The sequence below is a fragment of the Microbulbifer hainanensis genome, assembly GCF_014904735.1.
Classification (GTDB): Bacteria; Pseudomonadota; Gammaproteobacteria; order Pseudomonadales; family Cellvibrionaceae; genus Microbulbifer; species Microbulbifer hainanensis.
The window spans coordinates 16,579-38,290 of sequence record NZ_JACZCR010000021.1 but is presented as its reverse complement, the minus strand read 5'-3'; the positions used below and the strand labels follow the sequence as shown (position 1 = coordinate 38,290).

The window sequence follows — 21,712 nt, the reverse complement described above, 5'->3', positions numbered from 1 at the left end:
CCGTGGAGCTGATGGATGCGCTGACGCTCGCGAGTACACGCGACCTGGTATGGCTGTCCCGGCATATTGCCGAGGGCATGCTGCTCGGTGCGCAGCACAGCCAGCGCCGCGGCGCCGGACTCGAATTCCAGCAGTACCGCAGTTACCAGGCCGGCGACCCGATTCGCCATATCGACTGGAAACTGTTTGCACGCTCTGACCGCTATTTCGTGCGCGAGGCGGAACAGGAGAGCCAGATGCACGTGTGCATCCTACTCGACACCAGCGCATCCATGGCCCAGCCGAGTTTCACCGTGCCGCAGCTGAGTAAACTGCAGTATGCCCGCTGCTGGATAGCCACCCTTTGCTGGCTGCTGCACAGCCAGGGCGATCGCTTTTCCCTGATCGCGCTGAACGACCGCGGCCCGCGCCGGGTGCCAGAGGGCCAGGGAGAAGACCACCACCGCCGCGTGGCACTGGAACTGGCGCGACTGGAGGCCGCCGGCCACTGGCCCGACCGGGCACAGATAGCCCCGCTCTGGTCTCTGTTCGAGCAACCCTGCCAGGTGGTGCTGGTGAGTGATTTTTTCGAGGGTGAGTCCGCGGACATCACCGGCTTTGCTGCGCGGCTGCACGCCGCCGGGCGCCCGTGCCTGCCGCTGCAGTTACTGGTGGACGCCGAACGTACTTTTCCCTTTGACGGCGAACTGAAAATCCACGATCCGGAAAGGCCCGGATTCACCGAACTCGCCGCCGGACCGCAGCGCGCGGATTACCTGCGCGCTTTCGCCGCCGCGCAGCGCACGCTCGCCAGCCGCTTTGCCGCGCAACAGTCGCCGCTGACCAGCGTTGCGGTAGAGGAACCGATCGAACTGTCCCTGCGCCGCTTTATCGACGCCCACGGGAGGATCGGCTGAGATGCAGTGGTTCACACAGCTTTCCAGTTCGCTCTGGCAGTCGCCGCAATGGCTGTGGGCACTGGCCGCCCTGGCGATTCCGCTGGTCATCCACCTGTTGCGGCGCAGCAACCCGCGGGAAATCACCTTCGCGGCGGTGTACTGGCTACAACAACAACCGGCGCAGGACTGGAAACGCGTACGGCTGCGCGACCGCCTGCTGCTGTTGCTGCGCCTGTTGCTGCTGACACTGCTGGCGGTGATGCTGGCGCGACCGTTGTTGCAGCAGGAGGCGCCGGCGACGAGCGCCACCCTGCTGGTGGATCCGCGCATCGAGCAGGCGGCCCTCGACCACTTTCTCGGCGAGCACAATGCATTTACCCGGGTTTTCTGGCTGCTGTCCGAACCGGTGCCGATCGATACACCGCGCCCCGCGGCGCCGGATCTCTGGCGCACCCTGTCCGCACTGGCGGATCGGGCCCGCTTCCGCGACGCCGACATCCTGCTGGCGTATGCGCGCAACCCGAGTGGTCACAGCGCGCTGCGAGTGAGTCCTCACTGGCGCTGGCACGCGCTGGAAAGCGGCGCCCCGCCGCCGGCATCACCTACCCTGGCACAGCTCGGTGACGGCCCGCCCTGGCTGGCTGTGGCTATCCGCTCCCTCGCGGAGGCGTCGCTGCCAGATATCGAACTGAAAAAATTATCCAACGCGAATAGCGTCGACGCTCAGCAGCTGGACTGGCTGATCTACGACACACCGGGGCGCCTGCCCGCCGCGCTGCAGGCATTTGTCGCCGATGGCGGCCTGCTGATCAGCGACCGGCGCGTCCACCCCCACGGCCAGCTGCCGTTCGCCGACATCGCCGGCAACGAGCCGCTGGAGGCCGCGGCGATCGGCCGCGGCAGCTGGCTGCGCTACAAGCGCGACTGGCATAGCGCGGCATTTTTCCGCCGCGCCGACCTGCCCCAGCAGCTGTGGCAACAGTGGGCCGCACAGGACTGGGCACTGCAGGCGCGCAACCGCGCCGAATGGTCGATCGACGCGGTGCCGGGTTTACCGGTGCCCGATAGCGCCGTGCAGTATGCCCGCTGGTTTTCGCCCGATCGCATATTGCTGTGGGTGTTCGCATTGTTGCTGGCACTGGAGCGCGGCATCGCGCTCGGCCGCCGGGCGGTGGCGCCAGCCGCGGGGGAGCAGCGCGCGTGACGAATTCGATTTCACAAAACCTGCGCCGCGCCCGGCGCCAATGGATTATCGGCGGCCTGCTGCACCACGGCGGGCTGGCGCTGGCTGCCGTTGCGGCCTTTGTCGCCTTCACCGCGCTGGGGCCGCTGCCGACCTGGCTGGCACCGGCGTTCGGCGTCATTGTGGTAACCGCGCTGGTGCTGGACGGGCACTGGCGCCCCCGCGCGCAAACCCTGTGCCGCTTGCTGGACGGGCGTTATCCGCAGTTGCAGGACAGCAGTCAGCTGCTACTGAGCGCACCCGAATCCCTCAAGCCCATTGAACGGCTGCAGCGCCAGCGCACGGTTGCGGCACTCGGGGCGCTGCTCGACAGCGGCGCTCTGCGATCTTTTCGCCCGCGCTGGCATCGCAGCCCGCTGGTGAACGCCGCCGGGGCCTGTCTCGGTCTGCTGCTGTTTACGCTGTGGCCGCAACTGCCGGACAAGTCCGCCACTGCTGCGCCCACCGCTGTTAGCGGCAACCCGGCAGCAGCGCTCGCCGTTGCGGCTGCGGTCACGCAGATAGCGCCGCCCGCATATACCGGCCTGCCGCCGCGCACCCAGGCGCTGCAGGTCAGTGCGCCGGAGGGATCCAGCATCACCTGGCAGGTCGACCTGAACGCGCCGGTGGACGGGCTCACGATGCTCGCCGCGGAAAGCGAATTCGGCTTCCGCACCGACGAAGCTCTGCCGAGCCGGCGCTGGTCGCTGACGCGCAGGGTCAACGCGACGGACTTTTACCAGTTGTCGGCCAGACGCGGCAGCGACGATGTATTGCTGCCGGAAATGCACAATATCGACATCGCCGCGGACCGTGCACCGGAATTCGCCTTCCGGGCGCCGCGCGACAACGTCACGGTGGTCAATGTGGATCGGGACCACCAGGCTGCATTGCTGCAGGTCAGCGTCGATGTCAGTGACGACTTTGCCGTGGCCGGCACTGACCTGCTGATTACCGTTGCCAGCGGCAGCGGCGAGAACGTGCAATTCCGCAACGACCGTATTGCCCTGACGCCAGAAAAGCGCGGTAGCGAGCGCCTGCGCCACTACCAGTTCGCGATTCCGGTGCACCGCTACCGCATCGAGGCCGGCGACGAGCTCTACTGGTTCCTGCAGGCCCGCGATAACCAGGCCCCGCAGGCCAATGTCAGCAAGAGCCAGCACTTTATCGTGCGCTGGCCACAGGAAGAGATTTTTGGCCTCAGTGACGCCGAAGGGATAGCCGTCAAGGTGTTGCCGGAATACTTCCGCAGCCAGCGCCAGCTGATCATCGACACCGAAGCACTGCTGGCGGAGCGCGAACAGATCAGCGATTCGGAATTCCGCAAGCGCTCGCAATCCCTCGCCTACGAGCAGAACCTTCTGCGCATGCGCTATGGACGCTTCCTCGGCGAGGAAGACTCGGCCATGGAACACCACGATACCGATGAAGATCACGGGGCGACCGGCGGTGATCACCATGACGGTCCGGCGGATCACCAGCAGCACGAGTTCGGCGACGCCACCGGCGTGGTCGCGGCAGCCGGTCACCAGCACGACAGCGCCGAGAACGCGACGCTGTTCGATCCGCAGACCAAGGAGCTGTTGCGCAGCGCGTTGAACGCTATGTGGAGCGCGCATCGGGATTTATCGATCGTGGAGCCGCGCGCTTCGCTGCCCAGTCAGCACACGGCTCTGCGCTACATCAAGCAGGTACAGCAGGCCACGCGCATTTACCTGCAGCGGGTCGGCTTTGAACCGCCGCCGCTGGACGAGCGCCGGCGCCTCAGCGGCGAACACGATGCGCTGACCCCGCCGCGTGTCAGCGCCGCCCGCGCGCCGGGCGAGCGGGGCGTCCTGCTGGAACTGCTCGCGCGTCTGCGCGGCGGCGCAAATCCGAGCGCCGAGGACGCCATGGCCCTGCGCGGACTATCCCTGGTCCGGGAGCAATCGCAGTTGCAGGTGCAACTGTCGAAGGCGTTGCGCCTGGTAAAACAACGGCCCGACTGCGCCGACTGCCGGCGCGAATTGACCGCACTGCTCTACCAGCTGACCCCGGCGCCGGCGGCGCAACCCTCCCTGCCGAGTGAGCGCGCAGCGGGCGGTCGCTTTGTCGACTGGCTGACAGCACAGCGCGATGCGGCGGACGACAATCCCGACAACAGCGGGGTGCAAAAATGAGCCCGTGGATGGCAATGCTGTGCGCAGCCGCGGCGACCGCGTCCGTACTGCTGATCCTGCGCGCGCGCGGGACTGTGCTGCAGCGGATTGCCAGCGCAGTACTGCAGGGCGCAATCTGGGCGCTGGTGTGGATCTTGTGGCAGCCCCCGGCCCTGCTGCCCCCGCACCACAGCGCCGCGCTCGACGGTGCCTTTACCGAAACCGACGACCCGGCAAGGCCGGTGCAGCCGCTGGCGCCCGCGTCTATCGCATCGCTGGATTTCGCCACAGTCGGCAGCGGCAACAGGGAGCGGGGCGCACTGCGGGACCTGCCGCCGGTGCGCCTGCATATCGTATCCGAGCCAGCTGGCGAGATCGGCTGGTCCGTGGACTGGCCGCGGGAAATCCAGCTCGGTGACGCGCTGTCCCTGTCGGTGAGTGGCGATAGCGGCGGCGCGACCACCCGTGTCACTTTGGAAGACCCGTTCGGGAACACAGTCGACAATGCGCTGGTTGCACCACCCGGGAACAAAGCCCGGATACAACTAGGCGACACCCCCAAACTGGCCGGCCACTGGCTCTATCACCTGCGCTTCGAAACCGGTTCGGAGGACGCTGCCCAGGTGCACCGCGAGCCATTGCCTGTGGTGGTGCGCGCGCCAGAACGCCCGGCAGTTCTGCTGTGGCTGGCGCGCCCCGGTTTCGAGACCGCCGCCCTGTCCCGCTGGCTGCGCCAGTCCGGTGTGGCGGCAGCGGTGGTCACCCAGCTGGCCCCGCAAATAGTGCGGCGCGAAGCCTTCAACGGCCTGGACAGCAGTACGCGCAATCCGCTGGATTCCGACGGCCCCTTCGACCTGCTGATCCTCGACAGCCACCTGTGGACGCAGTTGACGGCCGCCCAGAGACAACAGCTGAATGATCTCGCCGCGCGCAAGTCCCTGCTGTGGCTGGTGGGCGCCGACAGTCCCCGCGGTTTTCTCGATTATGCTCGCGACCGGGGCATGGCCCTGGCAAGCACCGCCCCGGTCGAAACCCCGGCACTTGTGGGCGACGCGCCGCCGCTGCTCTCCACCGGCTACCGGCCGGTCGGTGCGGCGCCGGAGGATATTCGCACGGGCACCGACGGCACCCCGCTGTACTGGTCCCCGGGCGGCCCCGGGCGCTCCCTGGGTTTCGTGCTGTTCGACCGCAGTTACCGCTGGATCACCGCCGGATTTGCGCCAGATTTTGCCCGCCTGTGGAAATCGGTGTTCGAGCGCCAGTTGCGCTATCGCGGCGGCCGCACCCCCATCGCCGTGCAGTCGCCGCTGCCGCGCGCGCGACAGCGTCTCACCCTGTGCGGTGCCGGCTTCGACCGCAACCAGCCTGCGCCCATTGCGCCGCTGGATGGGTCGGCGCCTGTGCGCGGTAGCGCCGCCGCGGACAGTGCCGGCGGCCCCTGCGCGAGCTACTGGCCACAGCGGGCCGGCTGGTATCAGCTGGAAGAAGCGGACGGGGATTTTGCGTTCTACGTCTTTCCCCGCGACGCCTGGCCCGGCTGGCAGCGCCGTATCGCGCGCGACGAGACGCGGCAAATGGCCACTGCGCGACTGGGTCCGGCCACGGACCTGCCCGCGCCACGGCGACCGCTGCCGTTACACTGGATCGCCCTGGTCCTGATCGGGTTGCTGGCGCTGACCTGGTGGCGTGAGCGCAGGTCGCTGCGCTGAACTGGCGTTGTTGCTAACTGGTGAGGGGGTCAGCCTGCTGGTACAGAGATCAGCCGCTCACTCCGCGGCCTGCTCCACCAACATCAGCTGGTCGGTATCAAAGCCCGCCTCGCGCGCCTTCGCCGCCAGCCGGTCAATCGTTGCTTTTGGTAGTTGCGGCTCGCGCGCCAGTATCCACAGGTAGTCCTTGTTGTAACCGCTCACCAGCGCGTAGTCGTAGTGATCGCGGTCCAGGGCGAAGACAATATAGGACGCGTAGAAGGGGCCGAAGAACGAGACCTTCAGTTGTCCGACATCGTCGGCGCCGGCGAACTTTGCCCGGCCCTCGGCCTGTTTCCACTTGCCCTTTTCCGCATCGAAGCCGCGATTGACTACCCGGACCGATCCATCGTCATTCAGCGTGTACTCCGCCGTGACCCGCGACAGGCCGCGCTCGAAACGGTTGTCGAGGCGCGCAATTTCAAACCACCGGCCCAGGTAGCGCTGTAACTCAAAATTCTCAACCGGCTTTACATTCTCCGGCACACCGGTGCAGCCGCCGACACAGAAACACAATGTGGCCAGCAGGGGCCGGAAAAAGGCTCTCACAGTAAAACTCCCGTCTGTTCGTTACCAATCAGCAACTTTAGATACGCGTTACCCACAGCTTAGGATCAATCCGGGAACCTGTTTCCGAAACTCCGCCCATAAAAAAACCACCCGTGCGGGTGGTTCAAAATAAGAAGACAACTTCTCTGGAAAGGTGTTTGCCGTTACAGCGTGACAGAACACTGGGGTCGACACTCCGAAAACGCGCGGCGACATCCGTGGCTATCCTTGCGCGCAGTCCATTGCGCAGGCGTTATCGAAGTACCGACGCCGGTACCCTGTCTGGAAAAACGGCGGGAAACCGGGGAGCAGTGCAGTGCGGTATTAATGCCGCACTGCACGGGCGTGGATTATTTCTCGACGAAAGCGCGCTCGATCACGTACTCGTGGGGGACGCCGGCGCGGGTTTCGCGGAAACCCCAGTCGTCCAGGATCGTGGTCAGGTCCTTCAGCATCGCCGGGCTGCCGCACAGCATAAAGCGGTCTTCCTCGACATTCGGCTGCGGCACGCCCAGATCCTTGAAGATCTTGCCCGACAGCATCAGGTCGGTCAGGCGGCCGTTGTTGCGATACGGCTCACGGGTTACCGTCGGGTAATAGAGCAGCTGGTCGCGCACCATTTCGCCGAAGTACTCGTGGTTCGGCAGCTCGTTCTCGATGTGATCCTGATAGGCCAGTTCAGAGACAAAGCGCACACCGTGGGTCAGAATCACCTGGTCGAATCGCTCGTAGACGTCCGGATCCTTGATGATGCTGAGGAACGGCGCCAGGCCAGTACCGGTAGACAACAGCCACAGACGCTTGCCCGGCAACAGGTGATCTGCCACCAGGGTGCCGGTGGGTTTGCGGCTGACGAAAATCTCGTCACCCGGTTTGATCTTCTGCAGCTGCGAGGTGAGGGGGCCATCCGGCACCTTGATGCTGAAGAACTCCAGCTCATCCTCGTAGTTGGCACTGGCAATAGAGTAGGCGCGCAGCAGCGGACGGCCATTGTCCTGCTGCAGTCCGATCATCGTAAAATGACCGTTCTCGAAGCGGAAACCCGGATCCCGGCTGGTCTTGAAGCTGAACAGCGTCTCATTCCAGTGATGGACTTCCAGCACCTTCTCTATATTCAAATTAGACATAAGCTTAGAACCACTTATTCCAGAAATCTCTTAATGATTGAATTTTAGCCCTAGAACATTCATAGGCAAAATGGGATATTTCGATACTGCTTATCGATTAAGTCGATCATTTTGAGGATCTATTTTGCGCTATTCCCTGCGCCAACTGGAAGTCTTTCTCGCCTGCGCCCATTTCGAGAATGTGAGCCGTGCGGCGGAGAGCCTGAATATGTCCCAGTCGGCGGCTTCCACCGCGCTCAAGGAGTTTGAGCAGCAGTTCGAACTGCGCCTGTTCGAGCGCACCGGCAAGCGCCTGCGCCTCAACGAGCTGGGCCGGCAGCTGTGGCCGCGCGCGGAGGAACTGCTGGAGCGTGCGCGCGAACTGGAGCAGACCCTCGCCGCCCACCGCGACCTGGGGCGCCTGAAGATCGGCGCGACCCTGACCATCGGCAACTATCTCGCCGCCGGTGTCATGGCCCGCTATATGGAAGAGCAGCCGGGGGCGCGGGTGCAACTGGATGTGGCCAACACTGCGGCCATTGCCGAGCGGGTGCTGAATTTCGAACTCGACCTGGGGCTGATCGAGGGCGAACTCAATCACCCCGACCTGGAGATGATCCCCTGGCGCGATGACGAGCTGGTGGTTTTCTGTGCGCCGGAGCACCCGCTGGCGGGGCGCAAGCGCCTGAGCGACAGGGACCTGTGCGCGGCGACCTGGATTGTGCGGGAGCACGGCTCCGGCACCCGCCAGACGTTTGAACGCGGCCTCGCCGGCCTGCTGCCACAGCTGCATATACTGCTGGAGCTGCAGCACACCGAGGCGATCAAGCGCGCGGTGGAAGCGGGGCTCGGTATCAGTTGCCTGTCGCGTGTATCGCTGACCGACGCGCTGAATCGCGGTTCGCTGGTGGAACTGCCGGTGCCGCAGCGAAACTTCAACCGCGAATTCTATTTTGCCCTGCACCGGCAGAAATACCGCAGCGCCGGTATCGAGCGCTGGCTGGAGCTGTGCCGGCAGATGCCGTGAGGCCGCCCGTCACCGGAACGAAGGGCCGGCAAATTACTCGTGCGCTTGACCCGAGCGCCGCGCATCCAGTCGGCGAGCAAATTCCTGCAGGATCAACCGGTAGAGTTCGCGGCCGAGGTATTTGTCTTCCACACCGCTATCGATAGACGGGTTGTCGTTCACCTCGATGACATAACCCCTGCCCGCCGACTCTTTCACATCCACACCGTAAAAACCGTTGCCGATTGGCTTGGTCGCCTTGAGCGCGGCCTGTAGCACGGCCTTCGGCACCTCAAAGGTCGGCAGCGTGGTGAAACTGCCACTGCTGTTTTTCTTGTTGCCGTGGTTGTAGATCTGCCAGTGGTTCTTGGCCATGTAATAGCGGCAGGCATACAGCGGCTTGTTGTTGAGCACACCGATGCGCCAGTCAAATTCCGTGTACAGGAATTCCTGTGCGAGCAGCAGGCTCGACTCGGCAAACAGCTCGCCGAGCTTGTCCCGCAGCGCCTCCTCGCTGTGCACCTTGACCACACCGCGGGAAAAGGAACCGTCGGGAATCTTGATCACCATCGGCAGCCCCAGCGTGGCCAGCGCCTTCTGCACCCCTTCCTCGTCGCCGCGGTGGAGGATACAGGTCTTCGGTGCCGGCACCTTGTGGGTAGTGAACAGGTCGGCTAGATAGATCTTGTTGGTGCAGCGCAGAATGCTGGTCGGGTCGTCGAGCACCACCAGTCCCTCCGCCTCGGCTTTCTTGGCAAAACGATAGGTGTGATGGTCGATGGCCGTGGTCTCGCGGATAAACAGCGCATCGAATTCCGGCAGGCGCATATAGTCCGCCGGCGTGATCATCTCCACGGCAAAACCCAGTTCGCGCCCGGCGCTGGCGAATTTTTTCAGCGCGCCCTGATCCGACGGCGGCAGTGCCTCTTCCGGGTTTACCAGAATGGCCAGGTCATAGCGGCTGTTGTCGCTCTTCTTGCGCTGGCGCCAGACCTGATTGCTGAAACTGTCGAGGGCCTCGGCAAACAGGGTTTCCTCCGCCTCGTCCAGCTCGCGGTGGGAGCAGATACGCAGGTCGGCAATCTCCCAGGCCGTGTCGCAGGCGAGGTGAATTTCCAGCACCGGGCAGGCAAAGCGGTCGAACAGCAGCCGCGCCAGCGGTTGCAGTGCCGGCTCGGCGCACTGGCCGAAATAGGACTTCACCACCAGGTGGGTGCCCGGCTCCTCCGGCGGGCGCAGTTTATTCAGCGCCGGCACCAGTGGCGCCAGTTGCAGCTTGTACAGCTGTGGCACCGACAGATCGTTCAGGGTGCGGACGCTGGGCAGTACGTGGTGGCTGCGGGCTTCCGCCAGCAGCGAACAGTAGTAACCCTCCGACCGGTAGTCGTAGTCGGCACACAGGTTGATGACGCGCACGCGCTGCTGGCGGGCGGGCAACTGCAGATAATCGGCAAAGGTGATCACGCGCTCACTGGGGTAGTAAGGCGTCCAGTCGCTCTGCTGGTCGATCACAATTAGCACCTGGGACATGAATTGAGGCGCCTCAAATGGGGGATGTTCAACAGGGCGAAAGATAGAAGAATTTTTGTCCAGCTCCTATCTTTTTTTAACGCTTTTGATAATGTGGCCGAGCCGCAGTTTCGCGGTGTTCACTGCCGCCCGGTGGCGGATCTCCACATGCCTGTTGCGAACGCTTTTCCCTCCCCTGCCAGCCCGCAGATCCGCGCTGTGACGGCAGCCGATGTGCCCGCGCTGCACGCGCTGGAACAGGTCTGTTTCGACGGTGACCGGCTGAGCCGGCGGCGCCTGCGCCACTGGGTCGCGGCGGATAACCGCGTCTTCCTGGTAGCGGAACGGGCCGGCCAGCTGCTCGGCTATATCCTGGTTTTGCTGCGCCGCGGCACCCGCCTGGCGCGACTCTACTCGCTGGCGGTGGGACCCGCCGGGCGCGGCCAGGGTATCGGCCGCGCGCTGCTCGCCGCCGCCGAGGAAGCCAGCAGTCACAGCGGCCGCCTGTTCATGCGCCTGGAAGTCGCCGAGGGCAACGAGGCCGCCATTGCCCTCTACCAGCAGCAGGGCTACCGCACCTTCGGCAGCTACCCGAATTACTACGAGGACGATGGCAATGCGCTGCGTATGCAAAAGCGCATCCGCTACCGGCCGGAAAACCTGCACCGCCTGAGCGTACCCTGGTATGGCCAGACCACCGAGTTTACCTGTGGTCCCGCCGCGGCCATGATGGCGATGGCCGCGCTAAGCGCGGACTACACCCCGTCGGTCAGCGAGGAACTGTCCCTGTGGCGCGAGGCCACTACCATCTTCATGGCTTCCGGCCACGGCGGCTGCCACCCTATCGGGCTGGCGCTGGCCATGCGCGCGCGCGGCTTCGATTGTGCAGTCTACCTGAACCAGCATACGCCGCTGTTTGTCGACGGCGTGCGCGCTGCGGCCAAAAAAGCGGTGGTGCAGCAGGTGGACGCGGACTACCGCGCGAATGCGCGGGCGCAGAAGATTCCGGTGATCGAGCAGGAGTTCACCCAGGTGCAACTGCAGGCGTGGCTCGAGGAGGGCGCGCTGGCGCTGCTGCTGATCAGCACTTACCGGCTGGACGGCAAAAAGGTGCCGCACTGGGTAACGCTGACCGGCATCGATGAAGAGTGCCTCTACGTGCACGACCCGGACAGTGACGACGAGTACAACCCGCTCGACAGCCAGTATCTGCCGATTGCGCGGGATGATTTCGCCAGGATGTCCCTGTTCGGCAAGGAGAAGCTGCGTACCGCGGTGGTGGTACGCAGGGCCCGCACTGGCTGAAAAGTCCCAATCCAGTCCCACATGATCAACTCCTTACCGTGAAACCATCTGTTTCTAAGCGGAAAAATTTGTCAAACTGGGCGAGCGCTTTTTATGACAAAAGGAGATAAGAAAATGATGCGCTTGTTAAAATTCCTGGTGGCTGGTTGTTCAATCTGGCTGGCCGCCTGTGCCGGCAATCCCATGGTTGCGAGCTCTAATCAAGTGGTTACTACGCCGGACCCCAGCAAAGCCCAGATCGTCTTTATGCGTTCCTCATTTTACGGTTCCGCGATCAATGCTTCGCTCTTTGAGGTCAATGGTGATCAAAACGAATTTATCGGCATTATGGCGAACGGCACCAAGATATCCAGAGAGGTCGCGCCTGGCGAACACACCTTTATGGTGGTTTCCGAAGCCGCCGATTTCATGAAAGCCAACCTGGAGGCCGGAAAGACCTATTACGCAATGGTGACTCCGCGAATGGGGGCATGGAAGGCGCGCTTCAGCTTCCAGCCGATCAAGACTGACGCAAATGCGAAATTCAACACTTCCTCCGACGACTTCGGCGATTGGGTAACCAATACCAAACTGGTGGAAAACTCCGAACAGTCTTTGCGCTGGGCTGAAAATAATGCAGCGAGCATCGATGCCAAACGCGACGCCTACTTCGCCAAGTGGATGGCTAAAGATGCAGATGAGATTGCCCGCCAGACACTGGATCCGTCTGACGGACTCTGATCTCTAGCGGTCGGGTGACAGTGATGCACAATATCCCGTCACTGTCACTCCTGTCCGCCGGGGTGATAATATTCGCCGCGCAAATTATCCGTCTTAAATTGGAAGAACCATGCAAGTTATGCGTACATTTTTCATCGCTGCAGTTAGCGCGATACTATTGTCAGCCTGCACCAGCCATGCGCTGATGAACCTGAATGACAGAACAGTACCCAACCGTCTCGATGGATCGACACAAACTGCCGATCGGGTTAAGACCGGTATTATGGCCGGTTGCCTGGACAAGGGCTGGACTTGCCGTGAAGTTTCTCCGGGATTGATTGAGGCTTCTATCCATGTCCGCAAACACTACGCCGTTGCTGACATCACCTTCGATACAGAGAACTACAGCATCACCTACAAGCGCAGTGAATTGCTGGACTACAACAGCCGTCGCAACACCATCCACAGAAATTATAATCGCTGGATCAACAACCTGGACGCGGCCATCCGCAAAAACCTGGCGATCTAGAAGGCATTTGTTGCGTCCCGGTTACGCCGGGCCGCACCGGAATTGTCACCCGTTGATCCGTTTGCGATGCAACGAACGCAACATCGCGAAGAACTCTCCCGCCGCATTCTCCTGTGGAAATTCAAAGTTCGGTTCGCGCACTTCGAGGAAATCGCACAGGGGCCCCCAGCCGTCTCTCACATCGAACATCAGCAGTTGTCCGGCCGGCACCTGACCGATGACCCTTTCGCGGTGGTTGTGGTATATCCGCTCAGCGGCAGCCCGCTCGAAATTTTCCCCGAAGGTTCTTTTCCCGATAATTTCTGCAGCAAACGCAATAAAGCCCGGCCTGTGTCCTGATCGCAACTGATTCGCCCAGCGCAGGGCCGGTACAATGGTCTCGTTGAGACTCCTAAACCAGCTGTCAAAGTCACGTTCGGTGTAAATCACTTTTGCGTCTGGCGCTAACGCCAAGAACTGTTCTACAAACAGGCAGCAGGGCCAGTCAAGCAATGAAGAGTTTTCACCAACCATGCTCTGCCAGTCAGGAAGTGGCCGATTCAGCTCATCCAGCCAGATCCGGCATAACGCGTTGTCGGTAACAAACTGGCTCATATGCAGGCAGGGACCAAAGCCGAGCAGCTCCAGTGCCAACTTCAGAGATAGCGTCCCTGTGCGACCAAAAGCGGCGCCGATCAATTGCAGTTTCAAGGGAATCTTATTATGAACAACGCGTACGGGTTATCGAGCTATTAGAAGTTCAGGCCGACATTGATAACAAAAGGCATGTCGATACCATCGTTATCGTTAAAAAGGTTGGCGTTCGAGAAATGCTTCCAGGAGACCATAATTACCAGGTCTTCCTTTGACTGCCAGTTGATCCGGGCCGCATAGCCCACTTGTGCCTGAAACGCGAAGTTATTGTCCTGGTGTCGATCGCCAAGCTGATTGCTACTGATATAACTCGGCCCCAGTGCGCGCACAAAGAAGTAAGGCTGGCCCCAGCTGCGTTGGCGGGGGTAGAGATTGAGCTGCGGATAAATAGAAATGGCATCAAACGACCGATGCGCATCTGTATCCGTTTCCACCCGGGTGTAGCTGACACCGAGATGTATATGCTGACGGTAGCTCTTCTCAAATTTTTTGAAAGAATAGTCTATTCCGTAAGTGCGATTGTTCTGATCCGAATGCGGCTGGGGCCCGCCGCCACCACTGAGTAACAATTCATCAGCAATCGCTGGTTGCACCAGCAATACGAAAGTGAATACAGCCAGTAGTATTCTCATGACGTTCCCTACTTTTTATTCTCAGTTTTGCTTCCAGAAAAACCCCCGAGCCATTTTCGGAATCTTTCCGCCCCCTCGCAAATGCCGGTCCGGGGCCGGGGCCCCGTCTCGGTAAATTATGTTCGACGCCGGAAAATCAACGAGGTATTGATACCGCCAAACGCGAAGTTGTTGCTCATTACGTATTCGGTATCGATATTGCGGCCTGCGCCATCAATGTAGTCCAGCTCCGCACAGTCAGGATCCACCTGCTCCAGGTTGATCGTCGGGTGGAACCAGCCTTCGCGCATCATCTGGATACTGGCCCAGGCCTCCAGTGCACCGCAGGCACCCAAAGTGTGTCCGGTATAACTTTTCATTGAACTGATAGGCACTGCACGGCCAATTGCTGCGAGTGTTGCATGGCTTTCGGCCACGTCGCCGCGATCGGTGGCGGTTCCGTGGGCGCTGACGTAACCGATGGCTCCGGCATCGACGCCCGCCTGCCCGAGCGCCTGTTTCAAAGCCACCTGCATGGTTGCCGACTGCGGCTGAGTCACATGGGCCCCATCGGAGTTGGTGCCAAAACCAACAATCTCCGCATAAATTTTCGCACCCCGGGCCACCGCGTGCTCGTAGTCCTCGAGAACCAGGGTACCGGCGCCCTCGCCAATAACCAGGCCATCGCGATTGCGGTCGAAGGGGCGGGGTGTAACGCCGGGCGAATCGTTTTTGGTGGACGTCGCGAAGAGCGTATCGAACACGGCGGCCTCGGTTGCACACAACTCTTCGGCGCCGCCGGCCACCATGACAGTCTGGCTGCCATTGCGAATGGCCTCGTAGGCATAGCCGATGCCCTGACTACCGGAAGTGCAGGCGGAACTGGTGGTATAGACGCGTCCACACAGGCCGAAAAACACCCCGATATTGACCGCGGTGGTGTGTGCCATCATCTTGATATAACTGGTGGCGTTCAGCCCGTCAGTACGATGATTGATCAGCATATTGCCGAAATCGCCGATCGCCGCCGGTGTGCCGGCAGAGGAGCCGTAGGCAACGCCGGTGGCACCGCTTTTGAGCACAGGGTCGTCGAGCAGGCCGGCATCTTCCAGTGCCAATTCAGTGGCACGCACGGCCATCAGGGACACGCGCCCCATACTGCGAACACGTTTGCGATTGTAATGGGCCGGTTTTTCGAAATCCCGCACCGGGGCGCCGAGGCGCGTCTCCAGTCCTTCGTATTTGTCCCAGTCTTCCATATAGGCGACGCCGGATACCCGCCCCATCAGGGACTCCTTGACCGCCTGCCAACCCTGGCCGATGGGCGAAATGCCAGCCATGCCGGTAACTACAACGCGCTTCATCAGTAGAGACCACCGTTTACGGAAATAACCTGGCGCGTGATATAGGCCGCGCGCTCATGCATCAGGAACGACACCGTCGCCGCCACCTCTTCGGGCTTACCGAGTCGGCGTGCCGGTATCATTTTCATGATTTCGTCCACCGGCAGATTGTCATCGACCATTTCCGTGTCGATCAAACCGGGGGCCACACAGTTGACGGTAATTTTGCGTTTGGCCAGCTCGAGGGCCAGTGCCTTGCTGGCGCCAATCAATCCCGCCTTGGACGCGGAGTAATTCACCTGGCCACGATTGCCCGCCAGCCCGGATACAGACGTCATTACCACAATACGGCCGGGGGCCTTGCGTCGCACCATTGGCATCGTCAACGGGTGCAGGACATTGTAGAAACCGTCCAGATTGGTGTGGACAACCCGGTCCCAGTCTTCTTCCGGCATTGCCGGGAACGCGTTGTCGGCGGTGAGTCCCGCGTTACAGACTACCCCGTAGTAGGCGCCGTGCGCCTCGACATCTGCCAGCAATGTATCGCGCGCGGCTGCGCGGTCGACAATATCGAACTGCAGTATGCGACACTGCCGATCCAGCTCTGCAATCTCAGCTGCAACCTTTTCCGCCTCTTCGCGACGACTGCGGCAGTGCAGCACGATGTTGTAGCCATCTTGAGCCAACTGCAATGCAATGGCGCGACCGATGCCCCGGCTCGAGCCAGTGACCAAAACCCACTCGGACATTCAGATTTTTTCCTTCAGATATGCTTCGATATTATCCGGCTGGTAAACGTTCAGGCGCGCGCTCTGCTGCGCACCATCACCACTCACCCGGCATTCAAAAGTGGCCATGCCATTTTCCGCCTGTAACAGCCGCTCGACTTCGACGGTAAGCTTGTCGCCACATAAAAAACTGTCAACACTGGTTTCGAATTTACGCGTGCCCAGCAGGAAGCCGAGACGGACCTCCTCGCCGCGCTGCTTCGCGTGATAACCGGAAAAGGCGGCCACCGCCTGGGCCATGTATTCGATTCCCACATAGCCGGGCACGCGCCCGTCCCGCGCAAAGATACCGTCGTCACGCACGTACAGCTCTGCCGTGAGTGTCTCTTCGCCTACAATGAGCACTCGGTCCAGCAGTGACATATCGCCGCTGTGTGGTACCAGATCTTCCGCCGCCAGTGCCTCCATAGAAAGGTTCTGCATTACTTCTCCCCCTGCAGTCCCAGAATCACAGAACAATTGCTGCCGCCGAAAGCGAAGGAATTGCTCATAGCATAGTGAAGCGCCGACGGCGCTGTCGTTTCACTGCACAGGTGCAGTGGTGGAATAGCCTGATCATAGTTGCCGTCGTAGCGGTGCGGCGGCAACTGCCCGCGTTGCAGGGCCAGCCAGCAGAAAGCCGCTTCGAGCGCACCGGCGGCACCCAGCGTGTGGCCGGTCAGCGGCTTTGTCGATGAGCAGGGCACATCGCCGCCAAGCACGCGCTGTACCGCCGCCCCTTCCATCGCATCATTGTGCGGCGTACCCGTGCCGTGCAGGTTCAGGTAATCGATCGACGCGGCATCCAGTCCGGCATCTGCGAGCGCGCCCCGCATGCTCGCCTCGGCACCCTCTCCCTGCGGATGCGGCGCCGACATGTGGTGGGCATCGGAACTGGCCGCAATGCCGCACAGCTGCACGGGACCGGGTATGCGCGTCATTGTGAATACGGCACCGGCCTCACCGAGATTGATACCGTCCCGGCTGGCGCTAAACGGCATGGAGTGCCCCGCGCTCAACGCACTCAACGAGTGGAAGCCCCTTACCGTCATACCACACAGTGTATCCACACCACCGACCACGACCGCATCGCAAACATCGAGCGCAAGCAGTCGCCGTCCGGTGGCCAGGGCATTGGCGCTCGATGAGCAGGCTGTTGAAACCGTCAGTTGCGGCCCCTGCAATTGGAGATACCTGGCGGTAAATGCCGTCAGGCTGCCCATCTGCTGCTGGTCGCGGTAGCTGTAGTTCCCGCTAGTGTCGCGTTGCAGACGCAGCTCGCCACTGTCGATTCCGGACGTAGAGGTTCCCATGACCACACCGATTCGCTCGGCGCCGTAAAGAGCGCGCAATGCGGCAACTTCATCTTCAATCTGCTGCAGGACCAGCATCGCCAGGCGGTTATTGCGGCAATTGTGGGCGTCCAAAGCGGGTGGCAGTGCCGGCAGCGGCGCGGTCACTTCACCGAAGCGGCCGTCGTAGTCCGGCAGCCAGCGGCTACCGGCGCGCATGCACGTGGTGTCACCGGCAAAAAGCGCCGCGGCAACGCTCTCCACATCGGCGCCGAGGGCGCAGGCCAGCCCCCTAAGATTCAGGTAGTAATTGCTCATAAACTTTTACAGATTTTTGATACTCAGCCCGTAGCCGAGCACTTTCTGGTCCAGCTGCACATCTGCACTCCAGATATCATCCGTACTGTAATGCACCACTGTATACAAGGTGCCGTCATAAAACAGCTGTCGGACTCTCCTGCCGTCAGCGCGATGTTCCGTTAATTGCCAGCCCTGCGGCAGGCTCTGCTCCAGCACGCGCAGTGGCCAGTACACCAGCTGAAAATCGGCCAGCAGCGCGCGGGGGGGTATCTGGCGCGCCCTACCGGATTCCCGCCCCAGGTGCTGCTGTGCCGACACGCTGCTGCCATCGTAGGCGATATCCAGCAGGCTCAGACCCTCCGGGGTCAGTAGCGAAACCCGCAGCTGTTGCGCCCCCAGCAATGAGGCGCCAATCAGGTCGCGCTGCGTGCCGTGATACTGCACGACGATATGTTGCATCAACTGGCGGCTGTCACCCTCGAGCAGAGGGGCCAGCGGACGCAGCGGCGGACGCAGCATAGCGGTCGGCTGAACGCTACAGCCAACGGCGAGCAGAAGACATACGCAAACGATCAGCCGGCGGCAGCACATATTTCCACCAGGGTATTCAGGCGCCGGTCGGCCGCGGCGACAAACGGATTCCGTTTATCCCAGGCATAGCCAGCCAGGATGGAGCAAATCATGCGCTTGATATCCTGCTGATCGGTTTCATAGAAAATGACATCCTGGAAGCGGCCGTCGTACCACGCGGTAACGTAAGTTTTGAACACGTCCACACCGTGCTTCAGCGGCGCCGCGAATTCTGCCGGCCAGTCAACTTCCTCGCCATTAAGCTGCCGATGCAGGCAATCTGCGGCCAGCTCTGCAGATTTCATCGCGATGGTTACACCGGAGGAAAATACCGGGTCAAGGAATTCACCGGCATTCCCCAGCAGAGCGAAACCCGGCCCGGTCAGTGAACTGACATCGCTGGAATAACCGGAAATACGCTGTACTGGTGTGTCGAATTCAGCGTTGTGCAGGGTGACAGCCAATTGCGGAGCTGCTTTCACCGCGTTGCGCAGTATCTCTTCGGGTTCTTCACCCATCGCGGCGATCTTTTCGCGCTCACCGACGACCCCAAGTGACGCGCGCCCCCCGGAAAACGGGATCAACCAGTACCAGATGTCCCGCTGCTCCGGGTGCACGGTAATCAGGATTTTATTCCGGTCAAACAGCGCATCGTCAATGTTGTCCTGCACATGGGTGAACACCGATTCCCGCGCCGGAAACTGGGAAGGTCTGTCCAGCTTCAACAGGCGCGGCAACACCCGCCCGAAGCCGCTCGCGTCCAGCACAAAGCGGCCGCGAAACAGGACTTCTTCTCCGTCAATCTCCGCGGTCAGGCGGGCCCCGTCCGAGTCGATATCCGCTGCGCGAATCGTATGGCGGTAGTAAATCTGTGCACCTTTCTTCTGCGCCTCATCCGCGAGAATTTTATCGAAGCGGGCGCGCTCTACCTGAAAGGTGGTTCCGTGACCGGCGGAGAATTTTTCCGTAAAGTCGAAGGCGGTACGCGCACCATCCCATTCAAAGGCAGCGCCGTTCTTGAACTGGAAGCCGGCGTCTTTGACGGCTTCGAGCATATCTGCGGCCTCGAGAAATTCCATACACTGCGGCAGCAGGCTCTCGCCGATGGAGAAGCGCGGAAACTCCTGGCGCTCCACCACATTGACGCTCCAGCCGCGCTGAACCAATAGTGCACTTACCACCGCGCCGGCCGGTCCGGCCCCGATGACGACCACATCCGATACCAATTCCCTCATCGGTTACCTTCCTCTACCGCTTTCGCAAAAAATAAAGTCGCCAGGAACATAGTCAGCGTCGTTCCCACACCCAGGGTCAGCCCGAAGTCGGCAAGCGCCGGCGTCGCCGACAGTGCCAGCAAACCAAATCCCAATAACGTCGTGATGCCTGCCATTGCGACGGCCAGCAGTGTGTAGCTGCGCTCACTGGCCGGGCTCAACTGGCAGAAAACCGCATAATCCACACCGATACCGAAAATCAGCAGCAGTGCGGCCACATGGAACAGGTTGACCGGTGAACCCGCCAGAATCGTGGTCGCCAATGTCGCGGTCACCGCCGCCATCGGCAGGGCGACGATATTAAATGCGCGACGGAGCCCGGTACGCAGTGCGACCACTGCGAGAACCACCAGTGCCACCAGCGGCAACAGCCGCAGCAACAGGTCGCGCTGTTGCGACATGACGGCGGCAATGGCACGCGGAGGGTCCACAAATTCAACTCCATCCATCGCCTCGGGCAATGGCAGTGAATGCTGCAAGCCAAAGAGGCGCACGACGGAGGCGCACCCGCCGGTGTCACAGCCCAGCCAGAGGCCGGCATACTGCCGACCGGCAACGGCGAGCCAATCCTGCAGTGTCACCTGTCGGAACGGCTGCTGCAGTGCGCTGACCAGTTGCTGTGTCTCCGCGGTGCCGTAGCCCAATTGGCGGTAAAACTCACTGACCGGTGCGCTACCGTAGAAGTTGCGCAACAGTTGCCAGTTGGCCCGTTGTACATCTTCCGGTGGAAACCGCTCGCTGATGGACTGAAAGTCCTCCAGCACGCCTGCGGTCTGCTGTGACTGCAGGTAGCCGGTCAATTTCCATTCGCGCTGCAACAGCTCCCGCCAGTCCCCGCCGTGAACCAGGAAGTAGCTGGATTCTGCACGCGATGGAAGAAGGCGGTTCAACTGTGCCTCGTCGTCCGCCAGGAACTGCGGCGGCTGGTAGAAGAGCTGTAGATCATCGCCAAATTCCATGCGCGGCAATGACGCCACACCGAGCAGCAGCAGAAAACCCAGTGCCGCGGTGTAATAGCCCGGTCGCACTTGCGGCAGGCGGGCTGCAAATTCCAGAGGCCGCTGGCGCAGCTTCAAAAAGAGCGGAAACAGCAACACAACGGTGAGCCAGGCACCAATCAGTCCCGCGCCGACAAACACGCCCATTTGCCGTAGCAGTGGGAAAGGTGTCAGAGCCAGGGCAAAGAACGCGAGACAGCTGGAGAGCAATCCCAGTGTCAGGCCCGGCATGATATCGCCATCATGCACCGGTCCCGGCCGCAACCGATTGCAGATAAAATGAAACGCGTAATCGATGGCCAGGCCCGTCACAGTTGTACCAAAGACAAACGCGAGAATATGCATATGCCCGAGCAGGGCAATGACCGTTGCCGCTCCGCAGGCGATGCCGCTCCCGATGGCAAACAAGGACAGCAGCAGTGGCCGCACCGAACGGAATACAAGCAGTGAAAGGAGACAAATGGCGGCCATCGACAAGCCGCCAATCAGGCGGATTTCCCGCTGCGCGCCGGCCGCGGCGTATTCGGTGTGCAGCGGTGCTCCCACACTCAGCAGTGTCATGCCGCGCTGTGCCGCCCACTGCTTCAGCGACTCGCGCAATTTCAGCAGTGGAGTGTCGATTTGGCCATTGAGCCGGGTCGACATCGCGGTGGATTGCACCAGGGTAAACGCGCGGTCATTGCGTTGCTGGACCGGGATCTGCCCGTAAACCCGGGTGGCCAGTTGCGGCCCATCGCTAAAGTAGCGTCGGAATGTTGCAAAGGGGTCATGCTGCAAATCCAGCCCCGCGCCCTCGGGTCCATACAGGGCGGCCAACTGGCGCTGCACCAGTTTGTCGGGCTCGTGGAGCAGCCGGTAGCGATCTGCCGGGACAAGCAGTTGCTGACGCAACGGAAACAGAGTCTTCCACTCTTTTGCGTAACCTGCGCTGTCTGCCCAGTGGTACTGCACACTGGTCACACTGGGCGATGCGCGTAATTTTTGCGCTAGCACCTCGGTGGCTTTCGCCAGTTCTGCCGCGTTGTCCGCCGGGGCCACCAGCATCCACAGCACGCCACCCTGCAGCTGTGCATTCAATTTGCGTTGCGCACCGGCAACGTCGGGCGATACGGAGCTATCCCCCGCCAGAGCGAGTATGTCCGTCTGCAACCATCCGGGTTGGTAGCGTGCAGTCGCCGTGAGTGCGAGCACCCCGGCGAAAAGTAGCCAGATTAGGAGCCGACGCATCATCTCAA

General features: G+C 61.6%; 20 protein-coding genes. 8 read left to right on the top strand and 12 right to left on the bottom strand.

All coding sequences use genetic code 11. The annotated features are described in order from the left end of the window. The first annotated feature begins 11 nt into the window (after positions 1–11). Genes IG168_RS07875 through IG168_RS07860 form a run of 4 tightly spaced genes read left to right on the top strand, consistent with a single transcriptional unit; the run spans position 12 to position 5,947 of the window. A complete protein-coding gene (locus IG168_RS07875) occupies positions 12–896 on the top strand; it encodes a DUF58 domain-containing protein (protein ID WP_226876686.1) in 885 nt (294 codons plus the stop codon). Position 897: 1 nt separating this feature from the next. After that, on the top strand, positions 898–2,082 hold the full coding sequence (locus IG168_RS07870; protein ID WP_193163668.1) for a BatA domain-containing protein: 1,185 nt from the start codon (positions 898–900) through the stop codon (positions 2,080–2,082). Next, on the top strand, positions 2,079–4,259 hold the full coding sequence (locus tag IG168_RS07865; RefSeq protein WP_193163666.1) for a hypothetical protein: 2,181 nt from the start codon (positions 2,079–2,081) through the stop codon (positions 4,257–4,259). The genes IG168_RS07870 and IG168_RS07865 overlap by 4 nt, the downstream gene beginning before the upstream one ends. Then, complete coding sequence (locus IG168_RS07860) at positions 4,256–5,947, top strand: hypothetical protein (RefSeq protein ID WP_193163664.1); 1,692 nt, start codon at positions 4,256–4,258, stop codon at positions 5,945–5,947. Before IG168_RS07865 ends, IG168_RS07860 begins: the two co-directional genes overlap by 4 nt. A gap of 57 nt (positions 5,948–6,004) precedes the next feature. Here IG168_RS07860 and IG168_RS07855 read toward each other — a convergent pair whose 3' ends face one another. Both IG168_RS07855 and IG168_RS07850 read right to left on the bottom strand, forming a co-directional pair. Beyond that, on the bottom strand, positions 6,005–6,535 hold the full coding sequence (locus IG168_RS07855) for a lipocalin family protein (RefSeq protein WP_319024672.1): 531 nt from the start codon (positions 6,533–6,535) through the stop codon (positions 6,005–6,007). Between the two features lie 350 nt (positions 6,536–6,885). After that, positions 6,886–7,662 carry a ferredoxin--NADP reductase gene (locus tag IG168_RS07850; RefSeq protein WP_193163662.1) on the bottom strand — a complete coding sequence of 259 codons (777 nt, stop codon included), beginning with the start codon at positions 7,660–7,662 and terminating at the stop codon, positions 6,886–6,888. Between the two features lie 124 nt (positions 7,663–7,786). On the opposite strand from IG168_RS07850, the gene IG168_RS07845 reads away from it, so the two are divergent. Then, positions 7,787–8,668, top strand: a complete 882-nt coding sequence (locus tag IG168_RS07845; protein ID WP_193163660.1) for a LysR family transcriptional regulator — start codon at positions 7,787–7,789, stop codon at positions 8,666–8,668. A gap of 33 nt (positions 8,669–8,701) precedes the next feature. Here IG168_RS07845 and IG168_RS07840 read toward each other — a convergent pair whose 3' ends face one another. Beyond that, positions 8,702–10,177 carry a RimK family protein gene (locus IG168_RS07840; protein WP_193163658.1) on the bottom strand — a complete coding sequence of 492 codons (1,476 nt, stop codon included), beginning with the start codon at positions 10,175–10,177 and terminating at the stop codon, positions 8,702–8,704. A gap of 147 nt (positions 10,178–10,324) precedes the next feature. Here IG168_RS07840 and IG168_RS07835 point away from each other — a divergent pair, with 147 nt between their 5' ends. From IG168_RS07835 to IG168_RS07825, 3 genes are all read left to right on the top strand, one after another. Next, positions 10,325–11,461, top strand: coding sequence for a GNAT family N-acetyltransferase/peptidase C39 family protein (locus IG168_RS07835; protein WP_193163656.1), 1,137 nt, complete (start codon positions 10,325–10,327; stop codon positions 11,459–11,461). Between the two features lie 114 nt (positions 11,462–11,575). After that, positions 11,576–12,181 (top strand): hypothetical protein, encoded by a 606-nt coding sequence (locus tag IG168_RS07830; RefSeq protein ID WP_193163654.1) that lies wholly within the window; start codon positions 11,576–11,578, stop codon positions 12,179–12,181. A gap of 109 nt (positions 12,182–12,290) precedes the next feature. Next, positions 12,291–12,689, top strand: a complete 399-nt coding sequence (locus IG168_RS07825) for a hypothetical protein (protein ID WP_193163652.1) — start codon at positions 12,291–12,293, stop codon at positions 12,687–12,689. A 45-nt stretch (positions 12,690–12,734) separates the two neighbouring features. On the opposite strand, the gene IG168_RS07820 is transcribed toward IG168_RS07825, so the two are convergent. From IG168_RS07820 to IG168_RS07780, 9 genes are all read right to left on the bottom strand, one after another. Further along, positions 12,735–13,379 (bottom strand): sulfotransferase family protein, encoded by a 645-nt coding sequence (locus tag IG168_RS07820; RefSeq protein WP_193163650.1) that lies wholly within the window; start codon positions 13,377–13,379, stop codon positions 12,735–12,737. 41 nt (positions 13,380–13,420) lie between these two features. Beyond that, positions 13,421–13,954 (bottom strand): acyloxyacyl hydrolase, encoded by a 534-nt coding sequence (locus IG168_RS07815; protein WP_193163648.1) that lies wholly within the window; start codon positions 13,952–13,954, stop codon positions 13,421–13,423. A 116-nt stretch (positions 13,955–14,070) separates the two neighbouring features. Next, positions 14,071–15,297 carry a beta-ketoacyl-ACP synthase gene (locus IG168_RS07810; protein WP_193163646.1) on the bottom strand — a complete coding sequence of 409 codons (1,227 nt, stop codon included), beginning with the start codon at positions 15,295–15,297 and terminating at the stop codon, positions 14,071–14,073. Beyond that, a complete protein-coding gene (gene fabG / locus IG168_RS07805) occupies positions 15,297–16,025 on the bottom strand; it encodes a 3-oxoacyl-ACP reductase FabG (RefSeq protein ID WP_193163644.1) in 729 nt (242 codons plus the stop codon). Before fabG ends, IG168_RS07810 begins: the two co-directional genes overlap by 1 nt. Beyond that, the gene (locus tag IG168_RS07800; RefSeq protein WP_226876675.1) at positions 16,026–16,487 is read right to left on the bottom strand and encodes a hotdog family protein; all 462 of its coding nucleotides are present in this window, start codon (positions 16,485–16,487) and stop codon (positions 16,026–16,028) included. Continuing rightward, complete coding sequence (locus tag IG168_RS07795) at positions 16,487–17,653, bottom strand: beta-ketoacyl-ACP synthase (RefSeq protein WP_193163642.1); 1,167 nt, start codon at positions 17,651–17,653, stop codon at positions 16,487–16,489. The genes IG168_RS07800 and IG168_RS07795 overlap by 1 nt, the downstream gene beginning before the upstream one ends. 6 nt (positions 17,654–17,659) lie before the next feature. Continuing rightward, a complete protein-coding gene (locus IG168_RS07790; protein WP_193163640.1) occupies positions 17,660–18,154 on the bottom strand; it encodes a DUF3261 domain-containing protein in 495 nt (164 codons plus the stop codon). Between the two features lie 53 nt (positions 18,155–18,207). After that, a complete protein-coding gene (locus IG168_RS07785; protein WP_193163638.1) occupies positions 18,208–19,440 on the bottom strand; it encodes an NAD(P)/FAD-dependent oxidoreductase in 1,233 nt (410 codons plus the stop codon). Then, the gene (locus IG168_RS07780) at positions 19,437–21,707 is read right to left on the bottom strand and encodes an MMPL family transporter (protein WP_193163636.1); all 2,271 of its coding nucleotides are present in this window, start codon (positions 21,705–21,707) and stop codon (positions 19,437–19,439) included. Before IG168_RS07780 ends, IG168_RS07785 begins: the two co-directional genes overlap by 4 nt. Positions 21,708–21,712: the final 5 nt, after the last annotated feature.